Below are 18871 nucleotides of genomic sequence, written 5' to 3'. Positions count from 1 at the left end.
CCATGACGACTGCTTTCAAGTGTGCCTTCAGGCTGCTCATCATGACGGTTCTGCTGTGCGGTATAACGAATGCCCAGAAGAGTCACCGATCATGGACGACCGACAATGGTTTGCCACAAAACACTGTCCAGGACATTCTTCAGACGCATGACGGCTTTCTTTGGGTTGCTACGGAGCGGGGACTTGCCCGGTTTGATGGTTTTGATTTCGTTGTCTACTCCCATGAACAGCATCCTGAACTGACAAATGACGATGCGCTAGCTCTTGCAGAGGACTCGTCGGGTGCTGTTTTGATGAAAACTACAGAAGGAATCTTTCGCCTTTCTTCGGGAAAGATTTCAGCAGTTCAGACGTTTCCGGAACGTCCGTCAAAAAGAGAGCAGGAGATTCGAGGATTCACATGGACATACGATGGCGATGAAGTGAAGCGTCTGGGGCCTGATGGCTCGGTTTCGGAATGGAAGACTGCTTCTGTTGTGAACAGTAATCGAGTGCAGGCGCTGCTGGTTGACTCACATGGTGTCGCCTGGGTGGGCACGCGCCGTGGCCTCTTTGAGATTGATGAGGACAAACTGAAGCCAGTTGGCGATTTAGATAATGATTCGATTCTCTGTCTGTTTCAGGACCGTGAAGGAAATCTCTGGATCGGCGGGAGTGCGACGGGACTCCATCTTCTATCACCACGCAGTATTGATATTGTTTCAGCTTTTGGTCGGCGTGGAATTACAACGGTAGCGACTGCGGAGGCAGGAGAGGTCTGGGTTGGCACGCCTGAGGACGGCCTTTTTCAATCGCGTCAGGGGAAGGTGTTTTCGCTTACTACGGATCAGGGTCTAAGTAGCAATGTCGTACTCGCTCTGGCAGCTTCTTCTGGTAACGGGCTGCTTGCAGGTTCGCCTGACGGATTGAACAGGGTTATCAATGGTCATGTAACCTCTATTCTTAGATCGGAAGATGGCTTGCCGGACGATTTTGTCCGCTCTATATTATCTGTCTCAGATGGTTCTATCTGGATTGGTACAAGACGTGGCCTTGCGCACTTCGCCAAGGGACAAATCAGCATCATTGACCACACAAAAGGGTTACCGAGTGATCTGGTCGGATCGCTTTTATATACATCACGCGGAGATTTATGGATTGGGACCCTCTATGGGCCTGCGCGGCTTCGAGGAGAAGAGCTTAGCAGTTTCGAACCCAAAGATGGTGTGACGTCGCTCATAGAAGATGGTTATGGAAGAGTCTGGATGGGGACAGCTACTTCGGGGCTTTACCTTTGGAGCGACACAGGTTTTCATAAGGTGTTGTCGCCCGCAGTTCCGCAAAAGATCTTTGGCTTATTGGACGATGCACATGGATACCTGTGGATTCGTACTCATTCTGGCCTGGCCAGAGTAGCGTTCGATCAGGCGGCGATGTGCGCAATCAGGAATGTTGGTGATCTCTCGGTGCGAATCTTCGATTCTGGCGATGGTCTTCCATCCAATGACATCTTTGATATTGGCCATCCAGGCCAGACCCGTGACCAGAACGGTGTGCTCTATTTCGCAACGCGTCGAGGTTTGGCGAAGATTAATCCGGCGACGCTTCAGAGTAATCCGGCATTTCCTTTGCCTACGGTGATGCAGATATCGGTTGATAATCGGGTTCGGCCGATTCAATCTGATCATTCGGTAATTCTTGAGCCGTCCGACCGTCGCACGACCTTTACGTATATCGCGCCTTCATTCCGTCAGCCGGGGAAGGTCCACTATCGTTATCGTCTAGAGGGCTTCGACCACGATTGGGTGGATGCGGGTACGAGCCGGTCTGTTTCATACACCAACCTTCAACCCGGGAAGTATCGCTTTGTGGTCATGGCTTCAAATGAAGATGGAGTATGGAGCAAGGTGCCTGCCGAAATTGCGGTCACAGTGAAACCGCCTATCTATAGGAAATGGTGGTTCTATCTCCTGGCTATCCTTGTCGGGGCAGGTATTTTTTTGCTGTTTTACTGGCTTCGCGAACGCAAATTGAAGCAGCAGTTTGCGGCAGTCTTATCGGAAAGAAGCCGAATTGCACGAGAGATCCATGACACGCTGGCGCAGGATCTTGCGGGGGTTTCTGTGCGATTGGAGTTGGTTTCAAGCCTGATGAAAAAACATCAGGATGAAGCCGCAACGCTGCAGTTGGAAGATACGAAGGCCATCGTCCGGGATGGTTTAGCCAATGCGCGACGCAGTATCTGGGACCTGCGTGCGACAGACGAGGGGGAGATTCTGCCTATTCGAGCGAAGAAAGCCGCAGAACAGATTGCGGGTCGTTCTGAGGATGTTCATTTTAAAATTACTGGCGCGTATCGTCCTCTACCTGCTCGTACTGAGGACGAGATTTTAAGCATTTTGAAAGAGGCTGTCCGCAATGCGGTGAACCATTCCGGCGGCGCGATGGTTGATGTTTCGTTGGACTATGAAGTGAATGTGCTGACGCTGAAGATTCGGGATCATGGACGAGGGTTCGATGTCCCTACGGCTTCTGTCCCAGGTCATTACGGCTTGCAGGGGATGCGTGAGCGTGCAGCATCGATTGGAGCTACAATGACGGTCGAAAGTGCTCCTGGGGATGGAACGTGCGTTACGTTGGTAGCGGTTTCTAAAGGATGATGCGAGTGATGACGCTATGAGTTCCATACGGGTTCTGGTTGTGGACGACCATCATGTAGTACGCCAGGGGATTGTCGCACTTCTGGGACTGGTTGACGATATTGAGGTTGTGGGACAGGCCTCTTCGGGAGAAGAGGCAGAGCTGCTTTTCGACAAGATGCTGCCAGATGTCACACTCATGGATTTGCAGATGCCGGGTTCGGGAGGAGTTGAAGCGGTCACCGCAATTCGCCAGCGACATCCGGCGGCTCGTGTGATGGTACTAACTACATTCGATGGCGACGAGGATATTTATCGTTCTCTGCAAGCGGGAGCAAAAGGCTACCTGCTGAAAGGAATGACATCGGATCAGCTTGTAACTGCCATCCGCGCTGTTCATAGTGGACGATCGATTATTCCTCCGCCTATCGCTGAGAAGCTGGCTGAGCGTATGAGTGCGCAACAACTCACCTCACGCGAACTGAATGTTTTAGAGCGCATTGCGGCGGGCCGCGCGAATAAGCAAATCGCGGACGACTTATTTATCAGCGAGGCGACGGTTAAGACTCATATCAACAGCCTGCTGGGGAAGTTGGGCGTAAATGATCGTACGCAGGCTGTGACGGTCGCAATTCAACGCGGTTTGGTGCATCTCAAATGAGTATTCTGTTAGCGCTGCTTGTCTTGATCGGTACGTCTCAGGCACAGCCTCGGATGCATTGGCGTGCAGCGACACAGCATGAGCTTGAGCTTGCCTTGCCAGCCCGGCCGGCAGTGGAAAAAGATCATATCGAAGTAGAAATGAGAACCGCTTCCGGCATCATCAACCAGAATAAAAAGGTTATTGCCGGAGTGGTTTTGATCACGGCTGGATATGCTGCGGATGGAAAATATTCTCATTTCCTCCTTGTGCAGAGCCCATTCACGTTGGGGAATGTGCATCTATCCGCTGGAAATTATGTCCTCGGCTGGAAACGTAAAGAGGATGTGCTTGAGGTGACGGTAAGTGATGCCGCCAGCGGGACTCCGAAAGGAACAGTTGTGGCTCATCGTATGACGGGGAATGGACGAGTCGAGTCGTTTCGGCTGTGGCCTCCAGACGGCCTATCGGAGATTCAGATTGGCAGGTTCTTCATTCACTATTCTCTTGATGAGAGTTGATCCAGTCCATCCTAAAGGTGGAATGACTTCTCCATCGTGGGATCGAGCAAGCTATTCGGGCAACCACGTACAATGTTCGGCATAACAATGAAGCTTGTTCGAGTCCTCATTCTCACGGCATTTTTAGCGGCTGATATTGGAACAGCAGTTGCCCGTGCGCAATCTGTCGGCAATCAGACGGATTCTCCATTGGCTAACCATGAAGGAGCACAAAGCCCTTCGCGTGGAGGTGCCAGCACGGGTGGGGTTTATGCACCGGTCTTCGACGCTGGCCATCGTCCTATTACCGCTGGTGGATTTATAAAAGATGCTCCGCTGATTTTTGAAGATGTCACCGACAAAGCCGGCCTTAGCGGCTGGCATCATACGATGGGTACAGCGGCGAAGCGGTTCATTATTGAAGCTAACGGGTCTGGAGTAGCGCTACTGGATTATGACAACGATGGGTGGCTCGACATCTATTTTGTAAACGGGAGCACCTATGACGCCATGGAAGGGAAGGCCCCAGCTCCGCGTGCCGCTCTTTTTCACAACAACCACGACGGCACGTTCACTGATGTTGCGGTGACGGCTGGCGTTACCAATGACCGCTGGGGATTTGGTGCTGCTGTTGCAGATTTCGACAATGATGGCTATCCCGATATCTATGTGTCGAATTTCGGGGCAAACCGGCTCTATCACAACAACCGTGACGGTACTTTTACCGATGTCGCCGTAAAAGCTGGAGTGGCACTGGGCAACTGGTCTACTGGTGCAACATGGGGTGACTATGACAATGATGGCCGCCTTGACCTCTTTGTTCCCGGCTATGTGCATTACGACATGGCAACCGCTCTTGCTCCTGGAAAAGATTCCATTGCGTATTCGTTTTGTACATTTCGCGGCATCAACGTGATGTGCGGGCCGCATGGCCTGGCTGGCGAACCCGATCATTTGTTTCATAACAACGGAGACGGGACGTTTACCGATGTCAGTACTAAAGCAGGTGTTGGTGACGCCAAAGGGTATTACGGCTTGTCCTCGGCTTTCGTCGACGTAAATAACGATGGAAAGCTCGACCTGATCGTCGCGAATGATTCCACTCCGAACTACCTTTATCTCAATAAAGGAGATGGGACCTTCGAGGACGTTTCGTATGCCTCGGGTTTTGCCCTCAACGAGAATGGTCGCGAGACCGCATCCATGGGCCTCGCTATTGGCGATTACAGGAATAGTGGACTGCTCGATATCTGCACGACTACTTTTAGTGACGACTACAATCCGCTTTATCGGAACGATGGCGAAGCAAATTTTACAGATGTTTCCTATGAGGCTGGCATTGCAGAAATCACTATTCCATTTTTAGGTTGGGGAGACGGTTTCTTCGATTTTGATAACGATGGCTGGAAGGATCTGTTCTTTGCGAATGGGCATGTGTACCCGCAGGCGGATGAATTTACATGGGGTACCACCTTTGCTCAGAAACCCCTTCTGTTCCACAATCTTGAGGGAAAGAAGTTTAGTTTAGTCCCTGCGCTTGAAGGGTCTGGCCTGGGACGCGTCTATCGCAGTCGCGGGATGGCTTTCGGGGACCTATTCCATACAGGCCGCATTGATGTTGTGATCAATGCTCTTGATGGTCCGCCGGTGCTTCTTCGCAATGTGAATCCAGATCATCATCATTGGCTTGAACTGAAATTGATTGGCGGGGCAAAGTCTCCTCGCGATGCTGTTGGTGCGGCGGTCTATCTTACCGCGGGAAAGATCCGCCAGAGGGCAGATGTAATTGCCGGAGGGAGTTACGCATCAACGTCAGATCCGCGTCTTCATTTCGGCCTGGGCGAAAACTCACACGTTGAAGAAATCGAGATTCACTGGCCAAGCGGGTTGGTTGAGAAACTACATCCCACGGCTATTGACCGCATTTTGGCTATTTCAGAAGGGAAGGGCGATCGGGAGAAATAGTCTAGGCTGCTGTTCACCCTCGCCGGCGTGGCCTGTCCTGAAGGAATTGACTTGCGAGAAGTGGTGTAACTACTTCCCCTGCCTGTCGGAATATCCTGCAGAAATATAGCGTGTAATACGCTCAGCTGCACACAGGTTCACCTGCAAGATCAACTCGTCATCACAAAAGTGTTCGGACCACTGGAGCCGTATTCCCGGTGTTTCGTTTGTGCAATTTAAATACTTGACGAAGTCCGATGGTCTCGCGTGTAATGTCCCCCGAAGTTTTATCTCGTTTTAGACAAACGTTTGTCTAAAACGAGATAGTCGCAACCTAATTAGCTCCACATCATGTGCAAGTTACGAGTTATTTGATTGTTAGATTTTTTGGAGGTTACAGCATGAATACAAGATGGATTCGGCCGACGTTCATAGCATTGCTGTTCTGTCTGGGATACGCCGGAATAAGTTATGCCCAGAGCATGAATGCCGGAGATATCCGTGGAATTGTAACGGATACGAGCGGCGCCGCCGTTGCAGATGTAACGGTAACGGTGTTGAACAAGAACACGGGCGTTTCCAAGGACGTTACGACGAACGGAGACGGTCTGTACGACACTTCTTCGATTGTTACGGGAACCTATGAGATCACGTTCACCAAGGCTGGATTTCAGAAGCTCGTCAGGTCTGGTATTACCGTCACGGTGGCGAACATTACGGTGAACGCTCAGTTATCGGTTGGCGCTGTGACCGAGCAGGTGGTGGTGAATACGGACATCCCGTTGCTTGCTACGGAAAACTCAGAGCAGTCAACGACGCTTGAAGCGAAGCAGCTTGCTGATTTACCTCAGACGGGAACTCCCGACTGGCAAAATTTCACTATTTTGCTTCCTGGGTCAGCGGGCGCCCCAGGGGCTTCACAGGGCGCCGCCAATCCCCAGCAGGCGGTGGCGGTCAATGGAAATCTCCCATTCAGCACAGTTTTGGCCGATGGTGCTGCGATTACATTACCTGCTAGTGCAAACGCGGACGTAATGACTCTTGAAGCTATTCAAGAAGTGAAAGTCAGTGCTTCAACGTTTTCTGCGCAGTATGGCATTGGCGGCATCATGTTTAACCAGATCAGCAAGGGTGGAACGAATAGCTTCCACGGCTCGGCTTACGAGTACTTCCAGAATGACGCGATGAATGCAGCCAGCTATGCTTTCGGGAAAAAAACAAGGCAGGCCGCGATTGCGTTGGTTCGATTCAATAATTTTGGGTTTTCTGTTGGCGGGCCAGTACTCAAGAACAAGCTCTTCTTCTTTTTCAACTATGACAAGATCATCAATCATGGCGCAGCAACGCAAGGTTATAAAACAATTCCCACAGCTGCCATGCTGAATGGTGATTTTTCGGCAGCGGGAATGCCAGTGATCTACGATCCTACGACCGGCCAGCCGTTTGCCGGTAACATAATTCCTGCAAGCCGAATCGATCCAGTGGCTAAAGCTATTCAGGCCTACTATCCCAAGGCGAATAGCGCGCCAACCGGAACCGTCAACGGTGTTCCACAAAACACTTATTTCTTCAATACTCCCAACTCACAGCCCTTCCAGAAGTTCTTTGGGCGAGCCGATTGGGATATTCGCGCCAATAACCGGCTGACCGTCACCGAGATGGAGAGCGACAACCCTGCGTACTATCGTAATGAAGGGGTCTGCCCGATCAATTGCCAGTCGGGAGATGTGAGTCGGCACAATGCCCAAGTTACGGATGTATGGACGATCTCACCATCAGTGATCAACGAGGTCCGGATGGGATATACCAATCAGCTGAACTTCTTTGTTCCAGCTACTTTGGGCCAGGGATTTCCCTCGAAACTTGGATGGCAGTTTGCCAAGGCCAACATCTTTCCAACCATTACCGTCAATGGGTTTTATACTCTGCAGCCTGCAACCAACTCTGTCTATAAGGAGCATGTCTACGATCCATCGGATGTCGTTACTCTGATCAAGGGCAAACATATTCTCCACTTCGGTGGCGAGTACCTGATATTCAAGGAAAACTCGACGGCGTGGGGAAATATAGACGGCGGATCCATGACTTTTGCCGGAGTTTATACGGCTAATCCAAACTCTGCTCCCAACGCTCTGCCAACGGGGGCGTCCTATGCTGACTTTCTTTTGGGACAGGCCCAGCAATGGTCAGCCCAGGTTACTCCGGAGTTCGGTGCTCGCATGAGTCTTCCTCAGTTGTTCGTACAGGATGACTATAAGGTGACTCCGAACATTACCCTCAACCTGGGACTCCGCTATCAGATTCAGACTGGCTGGAACGAGGTCAAAGGGAATATGGCAGTCTTTGATCCCACCGTGCAGAACCCCGCCACCGGAACGCTGGGAGCCATGTGGTACGGATCCACGAAGGCTAATGGACGTGACACTCTACAGGCGCCGGTCTATAACACGTTTCTGCCGCGCGTAGGGTTTTCGTGGCTGGTGCATCCGGATATGACAATCCGCGGTGGCTTCGGTTTGTATGCCTATAACTGGAGTCGGGATACTTATGGGTCCGGCATGGGGGCGGCTTTTGGGCAGAGGGGAAACCAACAGGATCAGACCAACAAAACGCCGGTTGTGATCTTAGGATCATCTGGTGCCAACTTGGCATATCTATCGGCCACGACGAATCCTTCTGGATTCAATAATCAGCAGGTGAGCTATAACCAGTACCATACGCCCGTCGGCGGATCGTACCAGTGGAATCTGAGCATGCAGAAGCAGGTCGGCAACGATATGGTGATGGAGTTGGCTTATGTTGCCAGCCACGGCCATGACCTGCCTTTCCCGGTTGATATCAACCAGGTGCCGAAAGAGAAGCTTAGCCCTACGGATTCTCCTCAGTTCCGACCGTTCCCTCAATATCAGGGCATTCAGGGCAGCACGAACAATGCTGTTTCTAACTACAACTCGTTACAGGCAGTCATTCAAAAGCGCATGACGCATGGGTTGGACTTCAACTTCAGTTATGTGTGGTCACACTTTTTGAGTGATGTTGATTCATCAGGATGGGGGGGACGTGGCGGTGCGCAGAACTATCAGGATGCGTATCGTCCAGCAGCCAATTATGGAAATGCAAACTTTGATGTGCGTAACGCATTCAAGGGAAGCGCTGTCTATCAATTGCCCTTCGGGCGTGGACGCCAGTTCGCCAACAGCAGCACACTGCTTGATCTGTTGATCGGTGGATGGCAGACTTCTGGGACCGTCGTGCTTCAGAGTGGACAGCCCTTTACTGTTGTGATGGACAACCCGTCTACACAAAACTATTCCTACATCCACAGCTCCAACGGAAAGTGGTACCCCAATGTGATTGGCAACCCAAGCATCAGCCACAGTGCTTATCATGGAACGCAGCAGTGGTTCAATGAGGCAGCCTTTGCTATGCCTGCGCCAGGAACCTTTGGGAATTCCGGAAGAAACAGCCTGAATGGGCCAAGCCTGAGCAATGTGAACTTCTCGTTGGGTAAGACCTTCTCAGTATGGGAGAATGTGAAGTTCCAACTCCGTGCAGATGGCAGCAATATCTTCAACCATCCGAGCTTTGGTTTGCCCAATGGAACGATTTCCCCTAGCGCGAGTGGTACGGGCATTGCGACAGGGTCATCGAGCATTGGATCAACAACGATCGGTGGGCGCAATCTGCAACTGATGGGACGAATTACCTTCTGATCATTCCAGCGGAACAGCGGCCTGCCGCTGTTCCGTTTTCTTTTAACTATGCTTTGCGTGAGAGTGTATGGTCATGGGATGAAGGGTTTAGTACTTCTTTTGATGGTTGCGTTAGGTGCCATTGGTGTCCTGGGGCAGTCAAATAGTTCAGCTGCCGAGCAGGTGAGACTTCATTCACAGCGGGCTCATCAGCTATTGACAGAAAAGAAGCCTGAGCTTGCGGCTAAGGAGTTTGCAGCAGTAATAGCAGTAGACCCAACAAACCTGGATGCTCAAGCTAATTTAGGTGTACTGCTCTTTTTTCAGAGAAAATATACGGTAGCGGAACCGCATCTTCGCGTGGCTGTTGATCAGCAGCCTGATTTGGCTAAAATTCGTGCTCTGCTGGGCATGTGTGAGCGTCGGTTGGGTAAAGCGGACGCTGCGCGGACAGATCTCGAGGCGGTTGTCGCCAAGTTGGATGACCCAGGTATCAAGATGGAAGTTGGGCTTGAACTGATCGAGATGGACACAGCATCCGGGGATCTTGCGAAGGCTGCAGCGGCGGTCGAAGTCTTAAAAGAGAGTGCTCCTACAGATCCACGTGTGTTGTATGCAGCCTATCGCATCTATACCGATCTTGCTGGTGAAGCGATGTTGGGGCTTTCGGTTGCGGCTCCTGAATCCGGCCAGATGTATCAGGCGATGGCGCATGAACTGGTGCGACAGCATGATATCAACGGCGCCATTGTGGATTTTCGCAAGGCGCTGGCAATCAACCCCAATCTTCCTGGGATTCACTATGAGTTAGCTGAAGCGTTGCATGCTTCGCCTGATCAGAAATTGCATGCGGAAGCAGAGAGTGAGTATAAGCTTGCCGTGTCGGCGAATTCTTCCGATGAGAAAGCTGTAACCAGGCTTGGTGATTTAGCTGTCGATCATGGCGATCTTGATGCAGCTGCGAATTACTACAAGAAAGCTCTTGCGCTCGCCCCAAACGATGCTGACGCGTTGCTGGGAGCCGCGCGCGTTTTCAATGAAAGAAATGACCCTGCGTCGGCTCTGCCATTGCTTGAACAGATTGTTGCTGCAGACGCAAGCAATGTGCAAGCTCATTACAGATTGAGTGTGGTGTACCGCAAACTGAATCGGCCTGCGGATGCTAAGCGCGAGCTGGCGGAATATCAAAAGTACAAGGACATGAAAGAGAAGTTGCGCAAGATATATAAAGACCTGCGGTTGCAGGATGAGAGCGACGAATCGATGAAAGAGAGTCGATAGTGCGGTTCTCCAAGCTCTATTCGGATCGCATCCAAGGTGTAATAGCTATTTGCTTGCTGGTGCCGACTTTGGCCAGTAACGCCCAACGGCCTGCTGCGGCTGCGCGTCGGCCAGCAAAGTCAGAAGGGCAAGCCATGAAGTATCCGCAGGTGATCGACATCACTGCTTCAACTGGGATCAAATTTGAACATCTCTCCAGCCCAGATCAGCGTTACATCGTCGAGTCAATGGGCGGTGGCGTTGCATTGCTCGATTACGACGGCGATGGATGGCTCGATATTTATTTCACCAATTCGCCGAGCGTACAGATGGAGCTTGAAGGAAAGAAGGCAAAGAACGCGCTCTTTCATAACAACCACGATGGTACGTTTAGTGATGTGACGGACAAAGCTGGTGTTGGGTATCCCTGTTGGGCGATTGGAGCGGCAGTCGGAGACTATAACCATGATGGGAAGCCTGATCTTATCGTGAGCTGTTTTGGTGGGGTCGTCTTGTATCGCAATAATGGTGATGGCACTTTTACAGACGTGACGAAGCAATCTGGACTTGATAATGATGTGGGCTGGGCAACCGGCGTGACGTTTGGCGATTATGACGGAGATGGGTTTGTCGACCTGTTTGTGCCACATTATGTCGACTTTGATCTCAAGGATCTGCCGACGTTCGGGTCGAAGAAGACGTGTCAGTATCACGAAGTCGCTGTGCAGTGCGGACCGCGTGGATTGAAGGGTTTCCCTGACACTCTGTATCACAATAATGGCGATGGTACGTTTACTGAGGTAGCGCAGCAGGCAGGTGTTGACGATGCGAAACGGTTTTTCGGGCTTGGCGCAGTATGGTCCGATTTTGATAATGATGGGCGAATCGATCTGTTCGTTGCAAATGATGGTGAGCCGAATTATCTGTATCACAATGAGGGGAGCGGGCGATTTCGGGAGACCGGATACGATTCGGGTGTGGCGGTAAGTGAAGACGGCGTGGAACAGGCCAATATGGGCGTTGCCGTGGGAGATTTCATGCATACGGGGCGCATGAGTATTGCGATCACGCACTTCAGTGATGAATATGCTGTCTTGTATCGCAACGACGGAAATCTGAACTTCAGTGATATTTCGCATGCCGCCGGAATTGCCCGATCGACGACACCATTTGTGGGCTGGGGTGATGAGTTTGTCGATCTAAATAACTCAGGTTGGCTGGATCTAGTGCTTGCGAATGGGCATGTCTATCCGCAGGTGGATAACGCCAAACTTGGTACGGCATATCGTGAGCCGCGCATCGTCTTTGAGAATCAGCGCGACGGAACTTTTAAAGATATTAGTGCGCAGTTGGGGGCATCGGTGACAAATCCTCAGGTAAGCCGCGGAATGGCTGTGGGGGATCTATTCAATAAAGGGCGTCTTGATCTGGTTATCGAAAACTTAACCGGAGCGCCAATGTTACTCGAAGCTCGGCCCGACCCGACGAACCACTGGGTGAGCTTTCAACTGGAAGGGTTGAAGGACAGGCTTGCACTGAATGCTCGAGTGTATGTTACTGCGGCGGGATTTACTCAGATGGATGAGGTGCGGAGCGGTGGAAGTTATCTCTCACAAAGCGATCTTCGTCTCCATTTTGGGTTAGGGAAGGCGTCAAAGATCGACAAGGTGGAAGTAAGATGGCCAGATGGTTCGATACAGAGCTTTAAAGAGATAGAAGGGGATCGGTTTTATCGTCTCAGGCAGGGAGAATCACTTGCGGCGATGAGTGCTCAATAAGTGATTAAGCTCTTGCTTCAATTTAAAGAACGCAGGCGATTCGCGAATTTAGAGGCGATATGCCTCACAGCCGTCAGGCTCTGAGAGTCTCTTGGACTGCTTCTTAAAGATCATCGCTAAACATTGTTCCTTGATACAAGCGTGTAGGCTCACTTGCATCTCAAAAATCGTCATCGTCTGTTCTAAAAGACTGCGCTACTCTTGATCCGTGCCCAAAGAATATCGAGATATTTACTCCGGCCTCATAAGACTGCATGTACTCCATCATGCGAGCTGTGAGCCGATTTATGGTTTGGAGATGATTCAGGAATTGACGCATCACGGGTACAAGTTAGGGCCCGGCACGCTCTACCCATTGCTCCACGGCATGGAAAAACAGGGGCTTCTGAGATCGACACTGCAGTCTGGAGGCGGTCGAGATCGCCGCGTCTATAAAGCGACAGCAGCTGGAAAACGTGCTCTCGCAGAAGCCAAGCTCAAGGTCAGCGAGCTTTATCACGAGATGAACGAAGCGCCTTAATGAATGTTTGCTGCTTGTTTATCGATTTTCGATATACTTGTGTTCCTGACGATACCGTGGAGTTAAGATGGCAATAATTTCAATAGGAATGCTGAGGCAAGCCTTCATTATGGTGAAGTCGGGCGACATGCTGTTTCTGTCTCGTGGGGCTTGGATTTCGATCCTTCTAATTGCTAGTTTCAGACCTGGCGCGATGTATGGTCAGGAAACATTGAATCGTCCACTTTCGCTTTCGGCCGTAGTTGAAGAGGCCGAAAAAAACTATCCTTCGATCCATGTTTCTCAGGAAAACCTGAATGCTTCCGTCGCCAATCTGGCATTGGCCCGCACTGCCTATCTTCCTCGATTGGATGGAGTTGCTCAGTTCAATCGAGGGACACGCAACAATATATTTGGAAGCTTATTGCCCAATAGTGTTGTTCCCCCGATGTCTGGTCCAGTGATTGGCACCAATAACGGCGGTTCGATTTGGGGTAGCGCTGCTGGGCTATTGATTAGTTGGCAACCGTTCGATTTTGGAGTTCGTGGGGCTAATGTACGGGCCGCTATGGCTTTACGCGACAGAACCTCAGCAGCAAATCAACAAACTCAGTTGGATGTCGCGATTTGGGCAGCTGATGCTTATATGACAGTGGTGGCGTCTCAGAGTGCTCGCACTGCAGCGCTAGCAGCTGTGAACAATTGGGAGACGCTTCGAAAGACTATTCATGCTTTAGTGTCGTCTGAGCTTAGACCTGGAGCCGACGAAGCGCGAATCGAAGCGGAGAAAGCGGCGGCCGTTACACAACTAGCCCTTGCGGATCAGGCTATCGCTACGAGCCAGGCTACTTTGCGCAAGTTTTTGAAGAACTCTGAGTTCGGTCCATTGAATGTAGGGCGGTTGCTGACCGATGTGCCGTACGTTCCAGATTCAGCCGCACCTCTTAGGGCCTCTAATACTCCAACGATGCTTGAGCAACACGCGTTGGTGCAACAGAATATGGCACAACTAAAGGCGATTGAAAAAAGCTGGGTTCCCCAGTTCAATCTGGAGGGAGCTATTTATGCTCGTGGCTCCGGTGCAGAGACGAACGGTCAGCGTTTGTCGGGTGCCAATGGGCTTGCGCCCAATGTGGGTAACTATGTCACTGGCATCAATATTACCTTCCCATTCATGGACTTCGTGGGTGTTCATGCACGTGAAGCCGCTCAGGCTGCAAACCTGCGCGCTGCAAAGGGAAACGAGGAGCTTACAGACAGGAACCTGCAAGAGCAGTTTGCTCAGGCGCAAGCCAGCCTGAGCACGACGAGGGTTATCGCACAGAACACACCAATTCAACTGAAGACCGCACAAACAAGTCTTGACCAGGCAACCGCCCGCTATAAAGCGGGCTTAGCTCCCATTGACAATGTAGCTCAGGCGCAACGATTGCTGGTCGCGGCACAAATCGACGATTCGCTCGCCAGGTTAAATGTGTGGAGAGCTTTTCTGCATCTGCAGTATGTCCGTGGAGATCTTTTGCCATTTCTGCAGGAAGTTAACAAGTAAGCCAAGGGATCCAGCAATGCGTTTTGTACTTGCAGCTCTGAGCCGTCCTCTCAGCGTAATCGTTGCTCTTATAGCGATTTCGGCTGGCTTTTTCATGGCCATCAATCGTATGAAGATGGATATCTTCCCGCAGGTTGGCAATCCATTGATTTACGTTGCGCAGCCTTATGGCGGCATGAATCCCGCGCAAATGGAGGGCTTCCTTACCTATTACTATGAGTACCACTTCCTCTACATCACGGGTATTCAGTCGGTCGATAGCAAGAGCATTCAAGGCGCGGCCCTTATGAAATTGACCTTTCGAGAGGGAACGGACATGCAACAGGCGATGGCCGAGACAGTTGGTTATGTGAATCGCGCTCGGGCCTTTATGCCACCAGGTACTGTGCCGCCATTCATCACACGATTTGATCCTGGAAGCGTAGCGGTAGGACTGTTGCTCTTTACCAGTGCGAATCATACACAGGGTGAGCTGCAAAATATCGCTTTGAATCAAGTGCGGCCTCTCTTTGCGACACTGCCTGGTGTTTCGGCTCCTCCTCCATTCGGCGGCAATCAGCGGACCATTGTGGTTAATCTTGATCCGGACAAATTGAAACAATATGGTGTCTCGCCCGAACAGGCGATCACGGCTGTTAGTGCTGGCAGTGTTGTCATTCCATCGGGCAATTTATATGACGGACCGTTGAATCGAATCGTCCGTACGAATTCTACGCTCGGCCCTGACCTTGCTGAGTTGATGGATACTCCAATTCACCCAAAATCAGGCGCGAACATCTATCTCCGGGACATTGGAAGTATTGAGAATGGCACTGACATCGTGACCGCCTATGCGCACGTGAACGGCCGACGTACGGTATATATCCCGGTAACGAAGCGTTCCGATGCATCGACACTTGCCGTTATTAAAGCTGTAAAAGAAGCGATACCGCGTTTCAAGAAAGTCGTTCCAGATGACGTCGACGTACAACTGGCGTTCGATCAATCGGGATATGTTTCCAATGCGATCAGCGGTCTTGTTCATGAGGCACTGCTTGGAGCAGTGCTTACGGGTGTTGTCGTCCTCCTCTTCCTTAGAGACTGGCGTGGCGCTCTTATTGTCGTTGCCAACATCCCCTTTGCACTCTTTACCGCTGTCCTACTCCTGTGGGTTACGGGGCAGACTATTAATGTGATGACATTGGGTGGTCTTGCACTTGCTGTAGGCGTATTGGTAGACGAGGCCACCGTTGAAATCGAGAATATCCACACGCTGATGCTTCCTGGGGTATCTCGCGCAAAGGTTGTTCTTGAGGCTTCTAGAAAGACAATTATCGCTCGCCTTCTTTCGATGCTTTGTGTGCTGGCGGTCTTTGTTCCATCCTTTTTCATGAACGGGGTGGGTAGGCAGCTGTTTGTCCCACTCTCGCTTGCGGTTGGTTTTGCGATGATTGCATCATATTTCCTGTCGAGTAGTCTTGTACCGGTTTTCGCCACATGGTTTATGTCGGAGACACATCGTGGGGAGGAAGCAGAAGGAAGTTTCGGTCGGTTACGCAACTGGTATAGCGGTTATCTCGATCGGTTATTGAGGCACCGTCTGCCGATTTTGATTGGGTACTTCGGCGCGACTGCAATCGTTTTGATCCTGCTGACACCGCACTTAGGAACCGAGATATTTCCAGATGCAAATGGGCCCGTGCTTCGAATGCGGCTGAAAGCTCCAATCGGAACTCGCATTGAGGAATCTGAACCGAAAGTCATACAGGCGCTTGACCTGATCCGAAATACGATCGGAACACAGCATGTCGAAATTACGTCGGACTATATGGGAGTTCAGCCTTCCAGCTACCCAGTAAACCTCATCCACTTATTTACGAGCGGCCCGGAAGAGGCCATTATTCAGGTGCAACTCAAGCCTGGACATCCCGATGATGAAGCTCTGCGTGAGTCTCTGCGGAGTGCATTCCAAAAACAGATGCCCGATGTTACCGTAGCGTTTGAAGCAGGTGACATCGTAACGCAGGTGATGAGCTTCGGTTCTCCAACCCCTGTGCAGGTAGATGTGCAGGGGGTCGATCTCGATCAAAACTATGCTTACCTTGCGAAGGTAGAAGCGGAGTTGAGGAAGTTGAACTTTCTGCGTGATGTATCGGTCGTCCAAGGGCAACAGTATCCGACCGCAGAGATCAACATCAATCGCGACTACGCTGGTCAGTTCGGTCTCACGATGACCGATATAACAAACTCGCTCGTTCCAGCAACGGGTTCCTCGCGCTTCATCGCTCCAAATTATTGGCGTGATCCAAGGACAGGCAATGCATTTCAGATTCAGGTTCAACTCCCGTCAAATCGAATTCAGGGATTTGGGGCACTTTCGACGTTGCCGGTAATGAAAGACGGTCAATCTCAACCGCAGCTTGACCAGGTTGCCACTCTCCGAACTGGAACGATGCCAGAGATGATCGAGCGATTCAGCGGGCAGCGAGTCGTCAGTGTCACTGCCAATATTCATGGCATGTCTCTTGGTGATGTACAGCAAAAAATCCAGCAGGTTCTCAAGCATATAGGTGCTCCCCCAAAGGGGAGTACAGTTGTCGTTCGAGGGCAAATACCGGCTCTGGAGGAGACTGTATCTGGGCTTCGCGGCGGGCTTATTTTTGCAGTGCTTGCCATCTTCCTGTTACTCATGGCGAACTTTCAATCCGTCAGATTGCCACTTGCTATCCTTTCAACCATTCCCGGAGTTTTGGTAGGCGTCGTGTTGATGCTGTTATTGACAGGCACGACACTTAGTATTCAGTCATTCATGGGCGCAATTATGGCGGTTGGCATATCGGTTGCCAACGCCATCCTGCTTGTCAGCTTCGCCGAACGATCGCGGCACGAATTAAATGACTCTATGAGGGCTTCTCACGAGGGCGCAACCAGCCGTCTCCGCGCGATATTAATGACTGCCTCAGCGATGATCTGTGGCATGCTCCCCATGGCAATCGGTTTAGGAGATAGTGGTGCCCAGTCAGCTCCACTTGGTCGAGCCGTTATAGGAGGGTTAGTCTTCTCGACCATTACCACTCTCGGTATCTTGCCCGCCGTATATGCCAGCCTGCAAAGCATGGCATCTACGAAGTCAAATTCACTCAATCCGGAAGATCCTTTGAGCCGATACTATGAGCATTCTTAGATACTCGCTTGTTGTTGCTTCACTCTTGTTTGTGCCTTTGCTGTATGCCCAGTCAACTTCTCATGTGGAAATGGCTAAAGTGGAGAGCCACTCTCTAGCAAAGACGGTATCACTAACCGCGGAGCTAGCCCCTTATCTACAAACTGACATCGAAGCCAGAGTACCTGGTTACGTTGAACGTGTACTCGTGGATCGTGGAAGCATAGTGCATCGTGGTCAGCTTCTTGTACAGTTAAGTGCTCCAGAGTTAAGTTCGCAAACAAATGCTGCAGAGGCGTCATTACATCAGGCTGAGGCGGACGCAAGTCAGGCAGAAGCTCAAGCTGCTGCTGCGGCGAGCACCTATGAGCGTATGGCGGAAGCTGCGAAGACGCCAGGAGCAGTCGCAGGAAACGAGTTATTGCAAGCGCAAAAGCAGAAGGAAGCTGCGGCTGCTCTGGTTAACAGCAGAAAGGCTGCTGTGAAAATTGCATCGGATCATTTGAAAGCGACCCGTGCTACGGAAGGATATCTTCGGGTGACTGCTCCGTTTGATGGAGTCATCACGGATCGCCTTGTGCACCCGGGAATGATGGTTAGTTCGAACGGATTGCAACCTCTTCTCAAACTACAGCAGATATCGCATCTTCGATTAGTCGTTCCTGTTCCTGAGACTTATGTGGGGTCCATTGCAAAAGGAAAGCCTGTGACCTTTCATGTCCCGGCCCAACCGGGCAAGATATTCACTGGAACAATTGCTCGTATTCCTTATGCTCTCGATCCCAATAGCCGCACCATGATGGTGGAGCTCGATGTCTCAAACAAGGAGGGAATATTGGCGTCTGGTATGTATCCGAGCGTCGATTGGCCTACCTCGTTTGGCGATCTTTTGTTCGTTCCCATTACTAGTGTCGTTACGACCACAGAGCGAACTTTTGTGATCACAAGCCAGAATGGGCGTGCGCACTGGGTAGATGTGCGAAAAGGGGCTATCTCTGGAGACCAGATTTCCATTCGCGGCCCGCTTGCTTCGGATCAACAAGTCGTGAAACGTGCGACGGACGAAATACGTGAAGGCACACCATTAAAATAATGGTTCTGCATTAGATAGGTCCTTCCTTCAGCATCGAAATAAGCATTTGCTCACCGATTCTTAAGAGTTCGTGCTCACATGAGCGTATATATAAAGCCGACTGGAGGAGATTAATGTTCCCTATTAAAATTTTTATTGTATGAAACAATCGTACGT

Annotated in this window: 11 protein-coding genes; all 11 read left to right on the top strand. The window is 51.0% G+C overall.

The features are described 5' to 3' along the window. The first annotated feature begins 2 nt into the window (after positions 1-2). The 11 genes from KFE13_RS04265 to KFE13_RS04215 all read left to right on the top strand — a co-directional run bounded on the left by KFE13_RS04265 (position 3) and on the right by KFE13_RS04215 (position 18715). A complete protein-coding gene (locus KFE13_RS04265) occupies positions 3-2639 on the top strand; it encodes a sensor histidine kinase (protein ID WP_260705938.1) in 2637 nt (878 codons plus the stop codon). Between the two features lie 16 nt (positions 2640-2655). Then, positions 2656-3279 carry a response regulator gene (locus KFE13_RS04260; protein WP_260705937.1) on the top strand — a complete coding sequence of 208 codons (624 nt, stop codon included), beginning with the start codon at positions 2656-2658 and terminating at the stop codon, positions 3277-3279. After that, complete coding sequence (locus KFE13_RS04255) at positions 3276-3779, top strand: hypothetical protein (RefSeq protein ID WP_260705936.1); 504 nt, start codon at positions 3276-3278, stop codon at positions 3777-3779. The genes KFE13_RS04260 and KFE13_RS04255 overlap by 4 nt, the downstream gene beginning before the upstream one ends. A gap of 87 nt (positions 3780-3866) precedes the next feature. After that, positions 3867-5723, top strand: coding sequence for a CRTAC1 family protein (locus KFE13_RS04250; RefSeq protein ID WP_260705935.1), 1857 nt, complete (start codon positions 3867-3869; stop codon positions 5721-5723). A 380-nt stretch (positions 5724-6103) separates the two neighbouring features. Further along, positions 6104-9415: a TonB-dependent receptor gene (locus tag KFE13_RS04245; RefSeq protein WP_260705934.1), complete on the top strand. Its 3312-nt coding sequence runs from the start codon at positions 6104-6106 to the stop codon at positions 9413-9415. Positions 9416-9493: 78 nt separating this feature from the next. Further along, positions 9494-10675: a tetratricopeptide repeat protein gene (locus KFE13_RS04240; protein WP_260705933.1), complete on the top strand. Its 1182-nt coding sequence runs from the start codon at positions 9494-9496 to the stop codon at positions 10673-10675. Next, a complete protein-coding gene (locus KFE13_RS04235; protein WP_313900680.1) occupies positions 10675-12432 on the top strand; it encodes a CRTAC1 family protein in 1758 nt (585 codons plus the stop codon). Before KFE13_RS04240 ends, KFE13_RS04235 begins: the two co-directional genes overlap by 1 nt. 298 nt (positions 12433-12730) lie before the next feature. Continuing rightward, a complete protein-coding gene (locus KFE13_RS04230) occupies positions 12731-12952 on the top strand; it encodes a PadR family transcriptional regulator (protein WP_260705932.1) in 222 nt (73 codons plus the stop codon). Between the two features lie 67 nt (positions 12953-13019). After that, on the top strand, positions 13020-14480 hold the full coding sequence (locus tag KFE13_RS04225) for a TolC family protein (RefSeq protein ID WP_260705931.1): 1461 nt from the start codon (positions 13020-13022) through the stop codon (positions 14478-14480). A 16-nt stretch (positions 14481-14496) separates the two neighbouring features. Further along, a complete protein-coding gene (locus KFE13_RS04220) occupies positions 14497-17643 on the top strand; it encodes an efflux RND transporter permease subunit (RefSeq protein ID WP_260705930.1) in 3147 nt (1048 codons plus the stop codon). After that, positions 17630-18715 (top strand): efflux RND transporter periplasmic adaptor subunit, encoded by a 1086-nt coding sequence (locus tag KFE13_RS04215; protein ID WP_260705929.1) that lies wholly within the window; start codon positions 17630-17632, stop codon positions 18713-18715. The genes KFE13_RS04220 and KFE13_RS04215 overlap by 14 nt, the downstream gene beginning before the upstream one ends. Positions 18716-18871: the final 156 nt, after the last annotated feature.

It is taken from the genome of Edaphobacter flagellatus (assembly GCF_025264665.1).
Lineage (GTDB): Bacteria > Acidobacteriota > Terriglobia > Terriglobales > Acidobacteriaceae > Edaphobacter > Edaphobacter flagellatus.
Note: the sequence above shows the minus strand (reverse complement) of the source record. Positions and strands in the feature narration are given on the sequence as shown.